This window comes from Tepidimonas sediminis (genome assembly GCF_007556605.1).
GTDB lineage: Bacteria > Pseudomonadota > Gammaproteobacteria > Burkholderiales > Burkholderiaceae_C > Tepidimonas > Tepidimonas sediminis.
The window spans coordinates 1-3,647 of record NZ_VJND01000028.1; the positions used below are offsets into that span (position 1 = coordinate 1).

Below are 3,647 nucleotides of genomic sequence, written 5' to 3' on the forward strand. Positions count from 1 at the left end.
GGGCGGGGCGGCGGGCGGCATCGGGGCGGTGCGGGTGGTCTCGAGGCTCGTGGCTATGATAGACGGCATCCACCCCACGAGCGTCGAGGAGACCCCCCAATGTCACTGCAACTCTACTACGCCCCCGGAGCGTGTTCGTTCGTGCCGCATGCGGCGCTGGAGCTGGCCGGCGCCGCCTTCGAGCCGGTGCTGGTCAAGCTGCACAAGGGTGAGCAGCGCTCGCCCGAGTTTCTGGCGCTGAACCCGCGCGGCCAGGTGCCGGTGCTGGTGGACGACGGCGCGGCGATCACGCAGATCGTGGCCATCGGGCTGCACCTGGATGCGCGCTTTCCGGCGGCGCGGCTGCTGCCGCCGGCGGGGCTGGCGCGCACGCGCGCGCTGGAGCTGTTCGCGTGGATGAACAACACCGTCCATCCGACCTTCACGCACGTGTTCATGCCGGCCAAGTTCACCGACGACGCCGCGGCGCAGGCCAGCGTCAAGGCGCACGCGCTGGCGCGCTACCGCGAGCTGCTCGCGGAGCTGGAGACGGCGGTGGCCGCGCGCCCCGGGGCGTGGCTGGGCGGCGAGGCGCCGGGGCTGCTGGATGCCTACGCGCTGACGTTGCTGCGCTGGGGCGGCTTTGCCGGCATCGACCCCACCACGCTGCCGCAGACCTGGGCGCTGGCGCAGGCATTTGCCGCGTTGCCGGCGGTGGCGCGCGCGGTGGAGCGCGAGCGCCTCAAGCTCAACGTCCATCAGCCGGCGGCGGCCTGAAAGCGCACCGCCACGCGCAGCCCGCGGCGCTCGCTGCGCTGCGGGTGCGTGTCCTCCATCGTCAGCGTGGCGCCGTGCTGGCGCACGATCTCGTGCACGATGGCCAGCCCCAGCCCCGAGCCGTCGACGTTGGTGCCCAGCGTGCGGTAGAACGGCGCCAGTACCCGCTCGCGTTCGGCCGGCGGGATGCCCGGGCCGTCGTCCTCGATCTGCAGCACCTGCACGCCGCCCCACGGATCGCTGAGCACGCGCACCGTCACCACGCCGCCGCGCGGCGTGTAGCGCAGCGCGTTGTCCGCGAGGTTGCGCACCAGCTCCGCCAGCAGCACCGCGTTGCCCCACAGGCGCAGCGGCGGGGCGCCGCGCAGCGTCTCGGCCGGCGGCAGCGACTCGAAGCCGAGGTCGATGCCCTTGTCCAGCGCCAGCGGCACCAGGTCCTCCACCACCTCGCGCGCCACCACGGTCAAGTCCACCGGCTCGCGCGGCAGCGCCTGGCCGGCGGCCTCGGCACGCGCCAGCGCCAGCAGCTGGTTGACGGTGTGCGTGGCGCGCGCGCTGGAGGCGGCGATCTGCCGCAGCGTGCGCTCGATCTCGTCGCCGCCGCTGGCGGGCAGCTGCTGCTGCGCCATCTCGGCCTGCAGGCGCAGCCCCGCCAGCGGGGTCTTGAGCTGGTGCGCCGCGTCGGCCAGGAAGCGCTTCTGGTTCGACAGCGTCGCCTTCAGGCGCTGCAGCAGGTCGTTGATCGACGCCACCAGCGGCGCCACCTCCTGGGGCACATGCTCGTCGTCGATGGGGCTGAGGTCGTCGGGGCGGCGGGCGCGGATGCGCTGCTCCAGCTCGGACAGCGGCCGGATGCCGTGCACCAGCGCCAGCCACACCAGCAGCACCGCCAGCGGCAGGATGATGAACTGCGGCACCATCACGCCCTTGATGATCTCGGTGGCGAGCTTGGAGCGCTTGCCGCGCGTCTCGGCCACCTGCACCAGCGCCAGCGCGCCAGCGTGGCCGGCGCGGCCAAGCCAGGCGTAGGCCACGCGCACCTCCTCCTCGTGCATGACGTCGTCGCGCAGCCGCACCACCCCCGGCTGCGCGGGCGCTTCCGCCGGCGGGGCCGGAAACGCCGGGTCGCCCGCGACCAGCCGCCCGTCGGCCGCGCGCACCTGATAGAAGACCATGTCGGTCTCGTCGGCGCGCAGCAGCTCGCGCGCCTGCGGCGTCAGCGTGAAGGTCACCCGGCCCTCCTCCACGCCGACGAACTGCGTCAGCGCCTGCAGCGTGAACTCCAGTGCCCGGTCATAGGGCCGGTTGGCGATGCCCTGCGCGACGAACCACGTCAGACCCAGCGACAGCGGCCACAGCAGCAGCAGCGGCGTCAGCATCCAGTCGAGGATCTCGCCAAAGAGGCTCGGCTGTTCGCGCTGGAACAGGCCGCGCCAGCCGCTTTCCCGCTCAGGAGGGGATTTTTTCAAGGCAGTACCCCAGGCCGCGCACGGTGGCGATGCGGATCGGGCCGCGCTCGATCTTCTTGCGCAGGCGGTGGATGTACACCTCGATGGCGTTGTTGCTGACTTCCTCGCCCCACTCGCACAGGCGCTCGACCAGCTGCTCCTTGCTGACCAGCCGGCCGGCGCGCTGCAGCAGCACCTCCAGCAGGCTGAGCTCGCGCGCCGACAGCTCCACCATGCGGCCGTCGATCGTGACGACGCGTCCGGCCTGGTCGTAGGTCAGCGGACCGTGCTGGATCAGGCTGGAGGCGGCGCCGTTGCCGCGGCGCACCAGCGCGCGCACGCGCGCTTCCAGCTCCGCCAGCGCAAACGGCTTGGCCATGTAGTCGTCGGCTCCCAGGTCCAGCCCGCGCACACGGTCCTCGACGCTGTCGGCGGCGGTCAGGATCAGCACCGGCAGGCGCGAGCCGCGCGCGCGCAGCCGCTTGAGCACCTCCAGCCCGCCCATGCCCGGCAGGCCCAGATCCAGGATCAGCAGGTCGAAGGCATCGTTGACCAGCAGCGCGGCGTCGGCGGCATCACCGCTGGCCACGTGGTCGACGGCGGCACCGGCGGCGCGCAGCGTGCGCTGCAGGCCGTCGGCCAGCACCTGGTCGTCTTCGGCGATGAGGATGCGCATGGTCGTCTCCCCGCCGCCGGCGCGCGCCACCCGCTCGGCGGCGATCAAGGCGCGCGGTCGCGGCTGCGGACATTGTAGGGGCGCGCCCCGGCCGGGGCGGGGTCGTCACCGTCGGCGTAGACCTCCAGCCCCAGCAGCACCACCGCCGCCACCTCCGGGCCGACGGCGGCGCGAAACTCCGCTTCGGCCTGCTCCACCGCGCGGCGGAACGCCTGCAGCCAGTCCAGCCCGGTGGGGGTGAAGACGATGCGCCGCGCGCGGCCATCGCGTGGATCGGGCTCGCGCCGCACCAGGCCCCAGGCCACGCACTGGTCCACCAGGTCGCCCATCGCCTGCTTGGTCATGCCGGCGCTGGCGGCCAGCTCGCCCAGCCGCGCGCCGGCCAGCGGCAGATGGCGCGTGATGTGCACGATGGCGGCGCTGATCTGCGCGCGCGCCGCGAGGTTCGACAGCGCCAGCGGTGCCTGCGGCGAATGCGCCATCAGCGCCAGCACGCGCGCATCGAAGCGGCGCCGCGCGTGGCCCAGCAGGCGACCGAGGTGCGTCACGCGCCAGCGCTCATCCGGCCCGTAGGGGAGGGTGGGGAGCATGCCGATATGGTAATGCAAACTGACCAAAAAACGAACATCGACATCGGTACGTCGCGCTACACTGCCGCTGACGCACCGACTGCACGCGGCGCTGCGGCGCCCAGGGAGGGCGGTGCGGTCGCATCCCCGTTTGGCAAGGAGTCCGACCATGAGCGCTACCCCCACCCCCCGCACCCC

The 3,647-nt window shown here is 73.1% G+C and carries 4 protein-coding genes; 1 reads left to right on the forward strand and 3 read right to left on the reverse strand.

Annotation, left to right across the window (positions count from 1 at the left end; translation table 11 throughout):
• Positions 1-99 precede the first annotated feature (99 nt).
• Complete coding sequence (locus tag Tsedi_RS12050; RefSeq protein WP_143896941.1) at positions 100-756, forward strand: glutathione S-transferase family protein; 657 nt, start codon at positions 100-102, stop codon at positions 754-756.
• On the opposite strand, the gene Tsedi_RS12055 is transcribed toward Tsedi_RS12050, so the two are convergent.
• From Tsedi_RS12055 to Tsedi_RS12065, 3 genes are all read right to left on the reverse strand, one after another.
• On the reverse strand, positions 738-2,135 hold the full coding sequence (locus tag Tsedi_RS12055; RefSeq protein ID WP_143896947.1) for a sensor histidine kinase: 1,398 nt from the start codon (positions 2,133-2,135) through the stop codon (positions 738-740). The two genes, Tsedi_RS12050 and Tsedi_RS12055, sit on opposite strands and share 19 nt — an antisense overlap.
• 70 nt (positions 2,136-2,205) lie before the next feature.
• Complete coding sequence (locus Tsedi_RS12060; protein WP_143896944.1) at positions 2,206-2,880, reverse strand: response regulator; 675 nt, start codon at positions 2,878-2,880, stop codon at positions 2,206-2,208.
• A 44-nt stretch (positions 2,881-2,924) separates the two neighbouring features.
• On the reverse strand, positions 2,925-3,470 hold the full coding sequence (locus Tsedi_RS12065; RefSeq protein ID WP_143896945.1) for a MarR family winged helix-turn-helix transcriptional regulator: 546 nt from the start codon (positions 3,468-3,470) through the stop codon (positions 2,925-2,927).
• Between the last annotated feature and the right edge of the window lie 177 nt (positions 3,471-3,647).